Below are 14306 nucleotides of genomic sequence, written 5' to 3'. Positions count from 1 at the left end.
CCCGTCCTGCGGTCCGTCCTGCCGCCCGTGCTGCGTCCCGTCCTCCGTCCCGTCCTGCGTCCCGTCCTTCGGCCCGTGCTGCGTCCCGTCCTGCGGTCCGTCCTCCGTCCCGTCCTCCGTCCCGTGCTGCGTCCCATGCTGCGTCCCGTCCTTCGGCCCGTTCTGCGGCCCGTCCTGCGGTCGGTCCTCCGTCCCGTGCTGCGTCCCATGCTGCGTCCCGTCCTTCGGCCCGTGCTGCGGCCCGTCCTGCGGTCCGTCCTCCGTCCCGTGCTGCGTCCCGTCCTTCGGCCCGTCCTGCGTCGCGTCCTCCGACCCGTCCTGCCGCCCGTCCTGCGTCCCACCCTTCGGCCCGTCCTCCGCCGTCCTCTGTGCCGCCGGGTAGGGTAAAGCGGCGGTTAATGCGGCCGTGTCAGACTGTGCATGCCCTGTGCATCCGCGCGGACCGCCCCGTCTGCGCCTGCGCGGCACCCCTTGACCCCCGCGCCGCGATGGGAAAGCCTGCACCCCATGTTCCCGATCCGCGACCATAACCCCTCGGGGCGCACCCCCCCATGTGACGCGCCTGCTGATCGGGCTTAACTGTCTGATATTCCTGTCCTATTGGCTCGGCCTGCCCTCGGATCAGGCCGTGGCGCGGTTCTTCATGGGCTGGGGCCTCGTTCCCGCCCGCATCGCCTATGGCCAAGGATACGAAACCTTCCTGACCAGCATGTTCCTGCACGGCGGCTGGATGCATCTCTTGGGTAACATGTTGTTTTTGCACGTATTCGGTGACAACCTCGAAGACCGGATGGGCCACGGCCCCTTCCTCGGCTTCTACCTTGCCTCGGGCATCGCCGCCGCTCTGGCGCAGGTTCTCGACGACCCCGCCTCGGGCGTGCCGATGGTCGGGGCCTCTGGCGCCATAGCGGGTGTGATGGGGGGATACCTGCTGCTCTACCCCCGCGCGCGGGTGGATGTCCTGTTCATTTTCATCATATTTTTCCGTATCTTCCCCATTCCGGCATGGGTGGTTCTGGGCGTGTGGTTCGCACTCCAGCTCGGCAGCGGAGCCATGACCCCGACCGATGCAGACGGCGTCGCCTATTGGGCGCATGTCGGCGGCTTCCTCGCCGGACTCGCTCTCGCCGTGCCGGTTTTCCTGCGGCTGGGTGGAACAGGGTTCTGGTCTGCCAACCACGGCCTGCCGCCCCATCCGGTCGCGGAATATCCCTTGGTTCAAAGCCGCCTGCCGCGCGTGGTGCGGCGGCCGCTTCCTTCGGATCGGGGGCCTTGGGGCGGGCGGCGTTAAAGCGGCCCGACGCGCCGCTTCAGGCCATTCGGCCCGACGCGCGGCGCAATAGAAATCGGGACAAAGCGAAGCAAGATCAGTGCGTTGACCCGCATCTCACGGATCGGACTGTCCTGCGCAAAGCGCCGCCGAACGCGGCGCAGGGCGGGCGCATGGCCCCCCGTGTGGGCCCCGTGCAAACCCCGCGCGTGCGGGATTTACTCGCCGCGGATGATCTTGCGGAAGGGTTCGAACAACCCTTCGTTCCCGCAAATGACCGAGCCTTTGACCAGCGGTTCGTCGCCATCGCGGATGGCCGAAACAAAGCCGCCCGCCTCTTTCACCAGCAACAGACCGGCAGCGATGTCCCAGGCTTTCAACTCGCGTTCCCAATAGCCGTCATAACGGCCAGCCGCGACATAGGCGAGATCGAGCGCCGCAGCCCCCCAGCGCCGCACACCCGCACAGGCGGGCATCAGGCGGGCAAGGTCCTGCATCGTGGCAGGCAGGGTCGATTTGGCGCCGAAGGGCACGCCCGTCGCGAAAACCGCTTCCACCATGTTGCGCCGCCCCGACACGCGCATGCGGCTGTCGTTCAACCAGGCCCCCGCGCCCTTTTCCGCCCAGAACATCTCGTCCTTTGCGGCATCGAACACCACGGCCGAGACGATCTCGCCCTTGTGTTCCAGCGCGATCGAGACAGCCCAATGCGGCAGGCCGTGCAGGAAGTTGGTGGTTCCGTCCAGCGGGTCGACGATCCAGCGGCGGGTCGGATCGGCGCCTTCCGTCTCGCCGGTCTCCTCGCCCAGCCAACCATAGGTCGGACGCGCGCCGAGCAGGTCTTCCTTGATGATCCGCTCCGCCTCGCGGTCGGCGCGGCTGACGAAATCGCCGGGGCCCTTGGACGAGACCTGAAGGTTCTCGACCTCGCGGAAGTCTTTCACGAGGCTGCGGCCAGCCTTGCGGGCGGCCTTGATCATCAGGTTGAGGTTGGCGCTGCCTTGCATGTGAGGCTCCGGTCGGTTTCGCGGGGTTCGGTCAAGGGGCGGGGATTACACGGGGGCGGGGCGGAAGGAAAGAGGGAAGGCGGATGTGCAGGGCAAAGCGGCGGGTAAGAATTTGTTGACTGAAACGCTAGGTTTTAGTACGAGGCCCCGATGAACGCCCGTTCCGCCCCAGACAGGGCTCTGCCCCTCGCCCCGCGCTTCGCCCGTGATCTGGCCGTTCACGGGGCGGCTGTGGCGCTTGTCACCGCGACGGGCGAGGTCAGCTATGCCGATCTTGCCGAACGGGCAGGGCGTTTTGCACGGCGGCTGGGCGGCGGGCGCAAGCTTCTGGCGCTCGAGGCTGCACCCTCGGCCGATTTCGTCGCGGCCTACCTTGGCGCTCTTGGCGCGGGGCATGTGGTGGCCCTGCTGCCCGACGCCGAAGCGGTGGCCGGTTTCCGGTCGCGTTTCCAGCCCGACGCCGTCTTTGCACGTCAGGGCGGGCGCTGGCGGCTTGTCCTCGACGGGCGCGACAAACCCGCGTTGCACCCCGATTTGGCCGTGGTGATGATGACATCGGGCAGCACCGGACATGGCAAGGCGGTGCGGCTGTCGTCGCGCGCGGTGCAAGAGAACGCCGATGCCATCGCCGCGTTTCAGGGGCTGACGGCGGGCGAAAGGGCGGCGCTCGTGCTGCCCCTGCATTATTCCTACGGTCTTTCGGTGCTGAATTCCCACCTGTCGGTCGGGGCATCGGTCTGGCTGGCCGAAGGCGGGTTGCTGCAACCCGGCTTCCTTGCCGCCCTGCGCGCGGTGCGGGCCACCAGCCTTGCCGCCGTGCCGCACGGGCATCAGGTCTTGGCGCGGCTTGGCTTCGATCAGGCCGATCTGCCCGATCTTCGCCTTCTCACCTCGGCGGGGGGGGCGATGCCCGTGGCGCGGATGCGCCAACTCGGCCGGATGATGGCGGCGCGGGGCGGGCGGTTTCTGGCAATGTACGGTCAAACCGAAGCCACGGCGCGGATCGCCTATCTTCCGCCCGAACAGGCGGCGCGGGTCGAAAAGCACGGTGTGATCGGCGTGGCGGTTCCGGGCGGGCGCCTGTCGCTGCGCGATGGCGAGTTGGTCTATGACGGGCCGGGCGTGATGATGGGCTATGCCACGGACCGCGCCGACCTTGCGCGCGGGTCCGAGGTCGGCGCCTTGGCGACAGGCGATCTGGCCGAGATCGGGCCGGACGGCCTGTTCCGCATCACGGGGCGCGCACGGCGCATGTCCAAGATCGCGGGCCTGCGGATCGGGCATGACGCCGTCGAGGCCGCCTTGGCCGAACGGGGCATTCCCGCCGCTGTCTGGGGCGATGACACGCGGCTTTGCGTGGCAGCCGAAGGGCAGGCGGATGTGGCATCCGTCGTGGCAGGCTTGACCGGCCTCACCGCGCGGCATGTCTCGCTGCGCCACATGCCCTCGTTGCCCCGCCTTGCGAATGGCAAGATCGATTACCCCCGCCTCGCGTCCGGCCCCGAGGTTGCGGCGACGGATATCGCGCAAGCCTTCGCGCAGGTGTTCCACCCTGTCATCGTATCACCTGACGACAGTTTCGCGGCCTTGGGCGGCGATTCCCTGCGCCATGTCGAATTGGCGATGGTGCTGGAAACGCGCCTCGGCCATCTGCCCGAAGGGTGGGAGGCCATGTCCGTCGCCCGCCTCGCGGCGCTCGCCACGGCACCCGTGCCCAAGGTTGCGACCGTCGATACCGCGCTGGTCATGCGGGCGCTCGCCGTTCTCGCCGTCGTGCTGACGCACGAGACGCTTTGGCCGCTTTACGGCGGGGCTGCGGTGATGGTCGTGCTGATCGGCCTGATGCTGGCGCGGTTCCAGCGTGCGGCGATGGCCGAGGGGCGTGTGGGCCATCTGCTGCGCCCCTTGGGCCGTGTGCTGGCCCCCTATTACCTGATCCTTGCAGGTTACGCCGTGGCTTGGGGGCAAATCCCTTGGGGTTCGGCGCTGCTGGTGTCGAACTTCGGCATCGGCGCGCCCGCAACCTTCGACCGGCTGCCGTTCCTCTATTGGTTCGTCGAGGCCTTCGCCCAGATGATGCTGGTTCTGGCCGTGCTGGTGATGCTTCCGCCACTGCGCCGCCTGATCGGGCGCGATCCGTTCCGCTTCGGGCTGTGGTTCCTAGGCGGGGCGCTGGCCTTGCGCTTCGTCTTTCCGCTGGTCTGGGATATCGGCGGCCAGCGGATCTTTACGCTGGCATGGGTGCTTTACCTTGCAGCGCTCGGCTGGCTTGTCGGTGTGGCGCGGGGGCGGCAGCGGCTTCTGGTGCTTGCCCTTGCCGCGCCCGTGCTGGCGCTCGTCGCACTCTACGGTGGCAACTGGTACGGGGCATGGCTCAAATACGGCTCTGTCCTTGCGGTGATCGCCCTGCTCCTCTTCGTGCCGCAGATGCGCCTTCCGGCTTGGGCGCTGCGGCCCGTGCTGGCCGTGGCGGGGGCAAGCTACCTGATCTACCTGACGCACCGCTTCGTGCCGAACCTGCTGCTTGCCCCCTTTGTCGCGGACATGCCGGCATGGCTCTTCTCGTCCCTGTCGGTCGCGGGCGGCATCGGGATCGGCCTTCTGGCCTTTGCCGCGCAAAGGGCGCTGCTGCGGCTTTGGGCCAAACACCGTCCCCCGCTTCATCCTTGGACAAATACTCTGGGGGCGCGGGGGTGAAACCCCCGCTCCTTGCGCGTTTTCAGCCGCGCTGGAGTTTGACGGGTTCCGACCGTGCCAGACGCAGGAAATGCGCCATGAAGGGGCGCGTCGCATCCTCTTCCCGTGTCGCGGCGTAAAGCCGTTTCGTGATGGTCTGCGGCCCGAGCGGGCGGGTGATGTAGTCGGCGTTCGACCGGACATCGCGCAGCACCCAGTCGGGCAGCACCGAGACGCCACGGTTCGACCCGACGAGCATCAGGATCACGGCCGTCAGTTCCACGGGCCGCTGTCCGCGCGGCTCGACCCGCGCGGGGGTCAGAAGTTCGGTGAACACATCCAGCTTGTCGCGCGTCACGGGATAGGTGATCAGGATTTCGTTCCGGAAATCCTCGGCCTCGATCACCGCTTTCGCCGCAAGCGGGTGGTCCTTGGCCGCGACAAAGGTGGGATGATAGTCGAAAAGCGGATTGAAGCTGATCCCGTCCAGCGCCGTCGGGTTCGACGAGATCACCAGATCCACCTCCTCGCGCAGCAGCGCGGGCAGGGCGTCAAAGGCAAGTCCCGCGCGGATGTCCACATCCACATCGGGCCATGCGTGGCGGAACAACTCGAGCACCACGAAAAGCCAGTCGAAACAGGCGTGGCATTCGATGGCGATGTGCAGCCGCCCCGTCTTGCCGGATTTCAGCGCGCGGAATTCCTCTTCCAGCGCGTCGATCTCGGGCAGGATGCGTTCGGCGAGTTTCAGCATCCGCAACCCCGCCGCCGAAAGCCGCATCGGCTTGGCGCGGCGCACGAAAAGCTCCACCCCTGCCTGATCCTCGAGCCCCTTGACCTGATGCGACAGGGCGCTTTGCGTCATGTTGAGCATATCGGCCGCACGGGCAAGGCCGCCCGCCTGATGGATGGCGCGGATGGTGCGGAGGTGGCGGAATTCGAGATGCATGATTATGCGCCATTCTCATGTTGAACGTGAATATTATGAATTTGTCTCACAGGTGGTGATCTGGCACAAGAGGGTCAACGAAGGAGACCACCATGACCGTCACGCCCCGCATCAGCTTTGAATTCTTCCCGCCCCAGACGCTTGATGCGTCTTTCCGGCTGTGGGAGACGGTGCAGATGCTGGCGCCGCTGAAGCCGTCCTTCGCCTCGGTCACCTATGGCGCGGGCGGCACGACCCGCAAGCTGACGCACGAGGCGGTGGCCACGATCGGGCGCAACTACGGGCTGAACGTCGCAGCCCATCTGACCTGCGTCGACGCGACGAGGGCCGAGACGCTGGAAATCGCCGAAAGCTACGCCGCCGCCGGCGTGACCGAAATCGTCGCCCTGCGCGGCGATGCGCCCAAGGGGGCTGACCGCTTCACAGCCCATCCCGAAGGCTTCGCCTCGTCGGTCGAGCTGGTCGAGGCGCTGGCAAGGACCGGCAAGTTCAAGATCCGCGTCGGTGCCTATCCCGAACCGCATCCCGACGCCGCCGACAAGACCGCCGACGTGACCTGGCTCAAGCGCAAGATCGACGCGGGGGCAACCAGCGCCATCACGCAATTCTTCTTCAACGCCGACACGTTCTTCCGCTTCCGCGATGCCTGTGCCAAGGCGGGCATCGATGCGCCGGTCATTCCGGGCATCCTGCCGATCATCAGCTGGGAGGGCGCGAAGAAGTTCGCCGCTCGCTGCGGCACGCAGGTTCCCGCGTCACTGGACGAGGCGTTCCGCCTTGCCGCCCGCGACGGGCGCGAGGAATTGCTGGCCCTGACGCAATGCACCAGCCTTTGCGCGCGCCTGATCGAAGGTGGCGTCGAGGACCTGCATTTCTACACGCTCAACCGTCCGAACCTGACCCGCGAGGTGGTGCGGGCCTTGGGGATCGCACCCGAAGTGGCTTTGGAGAAAGTGGCTTAAGGCATCCACGCTCCCCGAGAGTCTGTGGCAGACTGGGCGCCTGCCGGTTCTTCGACCTTCCGCACCCGGTGGGCTCCCGCGGAATGGGCAGGAACCACGAAACGGCGGGCGCCCGCCTTTTTTCGGCAGGGCGGGGCGTCACGCGCACCCCATCGGCACCAAGCCTCCGACGCCCGTTCCGCGCCGCGCGGTTGCCCCGCAGGCATTTGCGCAACGGTTCATGTTCGTGAATGCGATGCTTGGCAGGAATCCCCCTTCGGGCCTTGTGGCATTCGCGTCTTGGGGGCTATCGTCGCGAAACTTTCGTGACAGGAATTTGCCCGTGCCAAAGCCCGTATTCATTCTGAACGGTCCGAACCTCAACCTGCTCGGCATGCGCCAGCCCGAGATTTACGGCCGCGAGACGCTCGAGGATGTGGCCGATGCCTGCTCGGCCCTTGCCGAGGAGTTGGGCCTGAGCATCCGTTTCCACCAATCCAACCACGAAGGCGCCTTGGTGGACTGGATCCATCAGGCGCGGGCCGAAGCCTCGGGCATCATCATCAACCCCGCGGCCTATACCCATACGTCGGTGGCGATCCTCGATGCGCTCAACGCCTTCGAGGGGCCGGTGCTCGAGGTGCATATCTCCAACGTCCACCGGCGCGAGGCTTTCCGCCATCATTCCTATGTGAGCCTTCGAGCCGAAGGGGTGATCGCCGGTTTCGGCACCGAAGGCTACGGGCTGGCGCTGCGCCGGATGAAAACGCTGGTGAGCAAGTGATGCTTCCGAAGAACCGCTTCAAGGCCGCCCTGAAAGACGGACGCCAGCAAATCGGCCTGTGGAACTCGATCCCCGGGTCCCTGACCGCCGAAATGCTGGCAACCTGCGGCTACGACTGGGTCGTGATCGACACCGAACATGCCCTGACGGACATTCCCGACACCCTGCCGATGCTTCAGGCGATGGCCCCCTATCGCACCGCCCCCGTGGTGCGGCCCGCCAGCAATGACAAGGTGCTGATCAAGCGCCTGCTGGATTTCGGCGCGCAGACCCTGCTGATCCCCTATGTCCAGAACGCGGACGAGGCGCGGGCCGCGGTCGAGGCCATCCGCTACGCGCCGCGCGGGTTGCGGGGCGTGGCCGGAATGATGCGCGCCTCGGTGTTCCAGACCGTGCCGGACTATCACCGCAAAGCCGAGGACGAGCTTTGTCTGATCCTGCAGATCGAAACCGCGGAAGCGGTCGACCGCATCGCCGAGATCGCCGCCGTTGACGGGGTGGACGCGCTGTTCATCGGGCCGGCGGACCTTGCGGCCTCGATGGGGCATGTGGGCAACATGGCCCATCCCGACGTGGTGGCGATGGTCGAACGCGCCATCCATGCCATCGTCGATGCGGGCCTGCCTGCGGGCATCCTGACCACCGACCTCGAATTCGCGCGGCGCTGCATCGAATGGGGCACGACCTTCACGGCAGTCGGGATCGACATGGTGCTGCTGGCGCAATCGGCACGGGCGCTTTCGGCGCGGTTCCGCGAAGAATAGGGCCCAAGGGGCAGGGGGGCGGCCAATGGCAAGCGTGGATCGCTTTCGCCTGCATCGGCTGGCCACGATCGCCGACGGAGTGGGCCGGGTCGACACCGCCTTGCCCGACGCGGCGGTGCTTCCCGAAACGGGCGGGGCGGCTGCACTTCTTTCGGCATTGGCACGGGCTGCCAAGGGGCAATCCTTCCGCATCGGGCTAGAAGATGCCCCCGCTCCGGTTGACCAGACCCCCCCGGTCTTTGAAACCCTTACCTCGGGCTCGTCCGGCAGGCCGCGCCGCATTCTGCGCAAACAGGCAAGCTGGATCGCCAGTTTTGCGGTGAACGCGGGGCTCTTCGGTCTTGGTCCGGCCGTGCGCGTTGCCGTATTGGGACGGCTTGCGCATTCCCTCTCGCTCTATGGTGCGCTCGAGGGGGCGCATATGGGCTGCGCGGTCTATCTGATGGGCGGCATGCGGCCCGACCGGCAGCGGGCCGCGCTGGCCGCCGAAGCGGTCGAGGTGCTTTACGCCACCCCCTCGCAATTGCGCATGCTGGTCGAGGCGGGCGGGCCCGAGCTTGGCGCGCTGCGGGTGGTTCTGGTCGGCGGATCGAAGCTTGACGCGGCCCTGCGCGCAGCGCTTTCGCGTCTGGCACCGACCGCCGGTGTGCGCGAATTCTACGGCGCCGCCGAGGCGAGTTTCATAACCCTTGCCGACAGTGACACGGCGGTCGACTCGGTCGGGCGCGCCTATCCTTCGGTCCGCATCGCCATTCGCAACCGCGCTGGCGAGGCGTTGAAAGATGGTGCCGTGGGCGAGGTCTGGGTCCGTTCGCCCTATCTCTTCCTGTCCTACGCGGGTGATGATCCGGGCACGGCCCGCTGGAACCGGGGCTGGCTTTCGGTCGGCGAGGCGGGCTGGATGGAAAAGGGCATGCTGCATCTGGCAGGCCGCGTCGGGCGCATGGTGACGGTCGCCGACGAGAACGTCTTTCCCGAAGAGATCGAGACCTTTCTTGCCGCCTTGCCGGGCGTGGCGCGGGTCGCGGTGCTGCCGCGCCGCGATGCGCTGCGGGGCGTGGTGATGGTGGCCGTGATGCAGGGCGACCCCGCCGCGGAAACGGCGATCCTGCAAGCGGCACGGGCCAGATTCGGGCCTCTCAAGGCCCCGCGCGCCGTGATCTGGCGCAAGGACTGGCCCATGCTGACATCGGGCAAGACCAACCTCACCCGCCTTGCCGCCGAGTGCGGGCTATGAGGCGGGCTTTCCTTGTCGCCGCGCGGCGGACGGCGGTGGTGCCGCAGGGCGGGGCCTTCAGGGGGCTTTCGGTCGATGCCTTGGGGGCGTCTGTCCTGCAAGCCCTGTTGGCCGATGCTGCCATCGCGCCCGAAGGGGTTGACGAGGTGATCGTCTCGAACGCGCTGGGCGAGGGCGGAAACCCCGCGCGGCGCGTGGCCCTGCTGGCGGGTCTGCCCGAGCGTGTCGCGGGGCTGAGCATCGACCGCCAATGTGCGGGCGGGCTGGACGCGCTGCTTCTGGCGCGCGCCCTGATCGCGGCCGGGGCAGATGTCGTTGTCGCGGGCGGGGCGGAAAGCGCCTCGCAGCGTCCCGAACGGCGGATGCCGGGGGCCGATGCGCCCTATGGACAGGCGCGCTTTACCCCTTGGCCCGACCGCGACCCCGACATGGCCCAGGCGGCCGAGGCGCTGGCGCTGCGTCTGGGAATTTCCCGCAAGGCGGCGGATGACTGGGCCGTCGCCAGCCATGCCAAGGCGATGGCCGCACGGGCGAACTTGCGGGCCGAAATCCTGCCGCTGGCCGGAGTGGCGGACGATGCCTTCACAAGGGCGCTGACGCCCGCTTTGGCCGCGCGCGCAACGCCTGTGACGGGCGGCATCACCGCCGCCAATGCCGCCGTCGCGGCGGACGGTGCGGCGCTGTGTCTGGTGGTCTCGGAACGCATCGCGGCACGGGCCGCGCGGGCGGTCGAGATCGTCTCGGGCCTGACCTTGGGCGGAACGCCCGATGAGCCGGGCCTCGCCCCCGTTGCGGCTATCGGCGCGGCCCTTGCGGCGGTGCGCCTTGCGCCTTTTGCCCTTGAGCGGGCCGAGGTCATGGAAGCCTATGCCGTGCAGGCCATCGCCTGCGTGCAAGGCGCGGGGCTGGATGCGGCACGGGTCAACCTGCGCGGCGGCGCCCTTGCCCGCGGTCATCCCATCGGGGCCTCGGGCGCGATCCTGGCGGTGCGCTTGTTCCACGATTTGGCGGGGGGGTATGGCCTTGCCGCGATTGCCGCGGCGGGCGGTCTTGGCACGGCGCTGGTCCTGCGCGGCTAGGGTAGGCGGCGGGGGTAGGCGGCGGGGGCAGGCGGAAAACGCGGGGGGCTGCATGCCCCCCTGTGTCAGCTGCGCGACAGCAACGCGCCGGGGCGCATCTGCGCGATGCCACGGGTCACCAGTGCTGCAAGCGCGCATTTGATCAGGTCGCCGGGCAGGTAGACAAGGGCAAGACCCGTCGCCTCGGGGATCGATTTGCCAAGCACCAGCGCCATGCCCGGAATGCCAAAGGCGTAAAGCACCACGATCCCGCCCAGCACGCTGCCCGAAAGTGCGGCAAGCGCAACGGGGGCGGTCCAACGCTCGACCACCAGCCCTGCCACGAAAGCGGCGACGGGGAACCCGATCAGAAAGCCGACCGAGGGACCGGCAAAGACACCAAGCCCGCCCCGTCCGCCCGAAAGCAGCGGCAGGCCGACGGCGACGAGCAACAGGAACAGCAGCACCGCAAGCGCGCCGCGCTTTGCCCCCAGAACCGTGCCGCAGAGCATGATGCCAAGGCTCTGCGCCGTGATCGGCACACCGAAGGGCAGGGTGACGGCAGGCACGAAGCCCAGCACCGCGATGAGCGCGGCGAAAAGGGCAACATGCGAGAGGGTGCGTTCCATGGGCGGCTCCGTTGTGACTGCGCGGGTTTAGCCTGCCCCGCCACGGGCGCGCAAGGCCTCGGCCACATGCTCGGCATCATCGAGTGCCGCAAGACAGGCCGGAATCAGCACGCGGTATCCGGCGCGTCGGGGGGAACGGGCGCGCAGGGCTTCGGAAATCTGGCCCATGCGCTGCGACAGCACAGGCAGGAAGCGGATCGCCAGCGCGATGGCCAAAGCAAGGCTGCGTGGCGACAGGCCGATGCGGCGCAAGGGCGCGGCGATCTTCTCGATGACGGTGACCATGTCCGACAGCCGCGTCGTCATCGTGACAAGGTTCGCCGCAGCCACCGCTGTTACCAGCCGCAGCAGGATCGTGGCGCCGGCGGCAGGTTCGCCAAGCCACAGGTGCCAGAACGCGATCACCAGAACAAAGGGCCAAAGCGGCACCAGCAAGCGCAGCGCGGTCGATGCGAACCGCAGGCCGAGCGCTAGGTGCAGCACGGCAAGCATGGCAAGGCAGGCCCCCAGAGGCACCGGGCTGTCCAGCCGGAACAGCACCACCGTGGCAAGGCAAAGCCCCGCCAGCTTCGCGCCTGCGGGCAGGCGGTGCAGCGGGGTTTCAACCGGCGAGGTCAGCGTCAGCATCGGCCTCTCCGATCCGCGCCATTTCGGCGGTGAAAGCGGGCAGCACATCGGCAGGCGGGCCGTCCGCGCGGACACGCCCCGCGTCAAGCCAGATCACGCGGTCGGCTGTGGCCACGGCGGCAGGGTCGTGGCTGATGGTGACCAGACGTTGCGGCAGCGTGGCGAAGCGGCGCGCCAGCCGCGCCTGCGTGGGCAGGTCCAGACCGGCAAAGGGTTCGTCAAGCAGGATGGTGCGCGGCCGCATCAGCAAGACCGACAGAAGGCACAGGTAATGGCGCTGGCCCTGCGACAGGGTGGCGGTGGCGGCCTTGGCCCAATGCGCGCGCCCCTCGGCAGCCAAAAGGGCGTCAACGGCAGCCGCCGCGCGTTCGGCGCTTTCACCCATCTGGCGCAGCCCGAAGGCAAGTTCTTCCCCGACGGTGGGGAAAAGGATCATGTGATCGGGGTTCTGGAACAGGATACCAAGGTGGCGCAACATCGCCTTGCGGTCGGCGGGATCGGCCCCTTCGATGCGCACCGCGCCCTCGGTCGGGGCCACCAGCCCCGCCATCAGCCGCAACAGCGTGGTCTTGCCCGATCCGTTTCGCCCGACGATCCCGATGCGCGCTTCGGTGAGCGAAAGGGTCAGACCGGACAGGATCGGACGACCCGCCACGGCGTAGGATGCGCCGGAAAGGGTGATGCCCTGTTCTGTGATCGTGCCTGTCCCTGCCATGCTGCGCGATTAGCGCAACGGGCTTGGCCGTTCCAGCACAAACGCATCCTCCTTTTATGCCCCCTCGTCAGGCTGCGGAACGGCAGGGGGCATTCTGCCCCCTCGGTGCTGCGCACCTCACCCCCTGAGGATATTTGGACGAGTATGAATGCGCAAAAAGGTCCGGTCGCTTCCTCTTGCCCCAAATATCCTCGGGGGGAGGGCCGCGGAACGCGGCACGCGGGGGGCGGAAAGCCCCCCGTCCCGGATTGCGGAATGCGCTTAGCCCTGACGCGCGGCCGCGACCGATTCTTCCAGAATGTCCATCGCCTCGGCGAAATGGGCATCGGGAATGGTGATCGGCGCGAGGAAGCGGATCACGTTGCCATAGACGCCGCAGGTCAGCAGGATCAGCCCGCGCTTGAGCGCTTCCATCCGCACCCGCCCGGTGAAACCCGCGTCGGGTTCGTGGTTCGACGGATTGGCGAATTCGACGGCGACCATGAAGCCCGGACCGCGGATGTCGATGATCTCGGGCGTGGTCGAGCGGATCTGCTCGAGGCGCTGCTTCAGACGGCTGCCAAGCTCGTTGGCGCGGGCGCAGAGGTCTTCTTCCTCGATCACGTCAAGCACGGCATGCGAGGCGGCGATGCCCAGCGGGTTGCCGGCATAGGTGCCGCCCAGACCGCCGGGATTGGCCGCATCCATCAGCTCGGCCTTGCCGGTGACGGCGGCAAGCGGCAAGCCGCCTGCAAGCCCCTTGGCCATCGTCGTCAGGTCGGCCGCGACGCCGTGCATCTGCATGGCAAAGAGGTTGCCCGTGCGGGCAAAGCCTGTCTGCACCTCGTCGGCGATCATGACGATGCCGTGCTTGTCGCAAAGCGCGCGCAGGGCACGGACGAGGTCGGTCGGCGCCTCGTAGAAGCCACCCTCGCCCTGCACCGGTTCGAAGATGATGGCGGCAACGCGGTTCGGGTCGAGGTCGGCCTTGAACAGCTTTTCGATGCCCTTCATCGAATCTTCGGTCGAAATGCCATGCGGGCCCATCGGGAAAGGCACGTGGAAGACATCGGGCATCATCGCGCCGAAGCCCTTCTTGTAAGGTTCGACCTTGCCGGTCAGCGACATGCCCATGAAGGTCCGGCCGTGGAAGCCGCCGCCGAATGCGATCACGGCGTTGCGGCCTGTGGCGATGCGGGCGATCTTGATCGCGTTCTCGCAGGCCTCGGCGCCGGTGGTGACGAAGATCGTCTTTTTCTGGAAGTCGCCCGGAACGATGGCGTTCAGCCGCTCGGCAAGACGGATGTAGTTTTCATAGGGCAGCACCTGATGGCAGGTGTGGGTGAATTTCGCCATCTGCGCGGTGACGGCGGCCATGACCTTGGGGTGGCAATGGCCGGTGTTCACAACCGCAATGCCTGCGGCAAAGTCGATGTAGCGGTTGCCTTCGATATCCCAGATTTCCGAGTTCAGCGCGCGGTCGGCATAGATCTGGGTCATCATCCCGACGCCACGGGAAATGGCGTCATCACGGCGGCGGGCGACTTCGACGTTCAGCATAGCAAGCTCCTGTTCTGACCCGTCTGAGCCGGACGGATCGGGTTTGGCGGCATTTGATCAAACTTTGTGTCCGGCTTCAATCACGAAGGCACAGGCGGGGCTGGTCCATT

General features: G+C 67.4%; 12 protein-coding genes and 1 pseudogene. 7 read left to right on the top strand and 6 right to left on the bottom strand.

What is annotated here, in order from left to right; genetic code table 11:
- Window positions 1-507 precede the first annotated feature (507 nt).
- Window positions 508-1291 (top strand): annotated as a pseudogene (locus H7F16_RS02480) (rhomboid family intramembrane serine protease).
- A gap of 197 nt (window positions 1292-1488) precedes the next feature.
- Here the strand turns inward: H7F16_RS02480 and H7F16_RS02475 are convergent.
- Complete coding sequence (locus H7F16_RS02475; RefSeq protein ID WP_185795964.1) at window positions 1489-2277, bottom strand: inositol monophosphatase family protein; 789 nt, start codon at window positions 2275-2277, stop codon at window positions 1489-1491.
- Between the two features lie 150 nt (window positions 2278-2427).
- On the opposite strand from H7F16_RS02475, the gene H7F16_RS02470 reads away from it, so the two are divergent.
- The gene (locus H7F16_RS02470; RefSeq protein WP_185795963.1) at window positions 2428-4974 is read left to right on the top strand and encodes an AMP-binding protein; all 2547 of its coding nucleotides are present in this window, start codon (window positions 2428-2430) and stop codon (window positions 4972-4974) included.
- A 22-nt stretch (window positions 4975-4996) separates the two neighbouring features.
- Here the strand turns inward: H7F16_RS02470 and H7F16_RS02465 are convergent, their stop codons facing one another.
- On the bottom strand, window positions 4997-5902 hold the full coding sequence (locus H7F16_RS02465; RefSeq protein WP_185795962.1) for a LysR family transcriptional regulator: 906 nt from the start codon (window positions 5900-5902) through the stop codon (window positions 4997-4999).
- A 92-nt stretch (window positions 5903-5994) separates the two neighbouring features.
- Between H7F16_RS02465 and metF the strand changes: the two genes are divergently transcribed.
- The 5 genes from metF to H7F16_RS02440 all read left to right on the top strand — a co-directional run bounded on the left by metF (window position 5995) and on the right by H7F16_RS02440 (window position 10707).
- Window positions 5995-6864 carry a methylenetetrahydrofolate reductase [NAD(P)H] gene (gene metF / locus H7F16_RS02460; protein WP_185795961.1) on the top strand — a complete coding sequence of 290 codons (870 nt, stop codon included), beginning with the start codon at window positions 5995-5997 and terminating at the stop codon, window positions 6862-6864.
- A 322-nt stretch (window positions 6865-7186) separates the two neighbouring features.
- The gene (aroQ, locus tag H7F16_RS02455) at window positions 7187-7627 is read left to right on the top strand and encodes a type II 3-dehydroquinate dehydratase (RefSeq protein WP_338401944.1); all 441 of its coding nucleotides are present in this window, start codon (window positions 7187-7189) and stop codon (window positions 7625-7627) included.
- Window positions 7627-8391: an HpcH/HpaI aldolase family protein gene (locus tag H7F16_RS02450; protein WP_194308394.1), complete on the top strand. Its 765-nt coding sequence runs from the start codon at window positions 7627-7629 to the stop codon at window positions 8389-8391. The genes aroQ and H7F16_RS02450 overlap by 1 nt, the downstream gene beginning before the upstream one ends.
- A gap of 25 nt (window positions 8392-8416) precedes the next feature.
- Window positions 8417-9628, top strand: coding sequence for an AMP-binding protein (locus H7F16_RS02445; RefSeq protein ID WP_185795959.1), 1212 nt, complete (start codon window positions 8417-8419; stop codon window positions 9626-9628).
- Window positions 9625-10707, top strand: coding sequence for an acetyl-CoA C-acyltransferase (locus tag H7F16_RS02440; protein WP_185795958.1), 1083 nt, complete (start codon window positions 9625-9627; stop codon window positions 10705-10707). The genes H7F16_RS02445 and H7F16_RS02440 overlap by 4 nt, the downstream gene beginning before the upstream one ends.
- Before the next feature lie 65 nt (window positions 10708-10772).
- Here H7F16_RS02440 and H7F16_RS02435 read toward each other — a convergent pair whose 3' ends face one another.
- The 4 genes from H7F16_RS02435 to H7F16_RS02420 all read right to left on the bottom strand — a co-directional run bounded on the left by H7F16_RS02435 (window position 10773) and on the right by H7F16_RS02420 (window position 14196).
- Entirely contained in the window at window positions 10773-11315 is a 543-nt protein-coding gene (locus H7F16_RS02435; protein WP_185795957.1) for a biotin transporter BioY, read from the bottom strand.
- Between the two features lie 27 nt (window positions 11316-11342).
- On the bottom strand, window positions 11343-11942 hold the full coding sequence (locus tag H7F16_RS02430; protein ID WP_185795956.1) for an energy-coupling factor transporter transmembrane component T family protein: 600 nt from the start codon (window positions 11940-11942) through the stop codon (window positions 11343-11345).
- Window positions 11917-12657 carry an energy-coupling factor ABC transporter ATP-binding protein gene (locus H7F16_RS02425; RefSeq protein WP_185795955.1) on the bottom strand — a complete coding sequence of 247 codons (741 nt, stop codon included), beginning with the start codon at window positions 12655-12657 and terminating at the stop codon, window positions 11917-11919. The genes H7F16_RS02430 and H7F16_RS02425 overlap by 26 nt, the downstream gene beginning before the upstream one ends.
- A gap of 261 nt (window positions 12658-12918) precedes the next feature.
- Window positions 12919-14196: a 4-aminobutyrate--2-oxoglutarate transaminase gene (locus H7F16_RS02420; RefSeq protein WP_185795954.1), complete on the bottom strand. Its 1278-nt coding sequence runs from the start codon at window positions 14194-14196 to the stop codon at window positions 12919-12921.
- Window positions 14197-14306 lie beyond the last annotated feature (110 nt).

Source organism: Paragemmobacter straminiformis (assembly GCF_014243445.1).
GTDB lineage: Bacteria > Pseudomonadota > Alphaproteobacteria > Rhodobacterales > Rhodobacteraceae > Paragemmobacter > Paragemmobacter straminiformis.
Note: the sequence above shows the minus strand (reverse complement) of the source record. Positions and strands in the feature narration are given on the sequence as shown.

Coding starts and splice junctions, on each gene's coding strand:
- H7F16_RS02475 (WP_185795964.1), bottom strand. CDS start 2,277: ATGCAAGGCAGCGCCAACCTCAACCTGATGATCAAGGCCGCCCGCAAG.
- H7F16_RS02470 (WP_185795963.1), top strand. CDS start 2,428: ATGAACGCCCGTTCCGCCCCAGACAGGGCTCTGCCCCTCGCCCCGCGC.
- H7F16_RS02465 (WP_185795962.1), bottom strand. CDS start 5,902: ATGCATCTCGAATTCCGCCACCTCCGCACCATCCGCGCCATCCATCAG.
- metF (WP_185795961.1), top strand. CDS start 5,995: ATGACCGTCACGCCCCGCATCAGCTTTGAATTCTTCCCGCCCCAGACG.
- H7F16_RS02450 (WP_194308394.1), top strand. CDS start 7,627: ATGCTTCCGAAGAACCGCTTCAAGGCCGCCCTGAAAGACGGACGCCAG.
- H7F16_RS02445 (WP_185795959.1), top strand. CDS start 8,417: ATGGCAAGCGTGGATCGCTTTCGCCTGCATCGGCTGGCCACGATCGCC.
- H7F16_RS02440 (WP_185795958.1), top strand. CDS start 9,625: ATGAGGCGGGCTTTCCTTGTCGCCGCGCGGCGGACGGCGGTGGTGCCG.
- H7F16_RS02435 (WP_185795957.1), bottom strand. CDS start 11,315: ATGGAACGCACCCTCTCGCATGTTGCCCTTTTCGCCGCGCTCATCGCG.
- H7F16_RS02430 (WP_185795956.1), bottom strand. CDS start 11,942: ATGCTGACGCTGACCTCGCCGGTTGAAACCCCGCTGCACCGCCTGCCC.
- H7F16_RS02425 (WP_185795955.1), bottom strand. CDS start 12,657: ATGGCAGGGACAGGCACGATCACAGAACAGGGCATCACCCTTTCCGGC.
- H7F16_RS02420 (WP_185795954.1), bottom strand. CDS start 14,196: ATGCTGAACGTCGAAGTCGCCCGCCGCCGTGATGACGCCATTTCCCGT.